The organism is Cellulosimicrobium sp. CpK407 (genome assembly GCF_051844275.1).
In the GTDB taxonomy this organism is placed as follows: Bacteria; Actinomycetota; Actinomycetes; order Actinomycetales; family Cellulomonadaceae; genus Cellulosimicrobium; species Cellulosimicrobium cellulans_G.
The window spans coordinates 1-615 of the sequence record NZ_JBGNYC010000107.1; the positions used below are offsets into that span (position 1 = coordinate 1).

Sequence of the window (615 nt, forward strand, 5' to 3'; positions counted from 1 at the left end):
GGGGCGTCAGGCGGGGACGATGAGCCCGGCGGTCTGGGTCTTGGCGCGCTGGAGGCGGGCCTCGGCGTCGGACCAGTTGACGAGGTTCCACCAGGCGGTGACGTAGTCGGCGCGCACGTTCTGGTAGTCGAGGTAGTAGGCGTGCTCCCAGACGTCGAGCAGCACGATCGGCGTGAGGCCGAGGGTGAGGTTGCCCTGCTGGTCGTAGAGCTGGACGGTGACGAGCTTGGAGCCGATCGAGTCCCAGGCGAGGATGGCCCAGCCGGAGCCCTGGACGCCGGCGGCGACGGCGGCGAACTGCTTCTTGAAGGCGTCGAAGGAGCCGAAGTGCTCGTCGATCGCGGCGCCGATCTCGCCGGTGGGCTCGCCGCCGCCCTCGGGGGAGAGGTTGGTCCAGAAGGCGGAGTGGTTGACGTGGCCGCCGAGGTTGAACGCGAGGTTCTTCTCGTGCAGGTTGATCGCGGCGAAGTCGCCGGTCTCGCGGGCCTCGGCGAGCTTCTCCAGGGCGGTGTTCGCGCCGGTGACGTAGGCCTGGTGGTGCTTGGAGTGGTGCAGCTCCATGATCCGCCCGGAGATGTGCGGCTCGAGCGCACCGTAGTCGTAGGACAGCTCGGG

1 protein-coding gene is annotated in these 615 nt (G+C 69.1%); it reads right to left on the reverse strand.

Features of this window, described 5'->3' with window-relative positions; all coding sequences use genetic code 11:
- Window positions 1-6: 6 nt before the first annotated feature.
- On the reverse strand, window positions 7-615 hold a 609-nt coding region (locus ABWU78_RS20920), incomplete at its 5' end, for a superoxide dismutase (protein ID WP_439159396.1).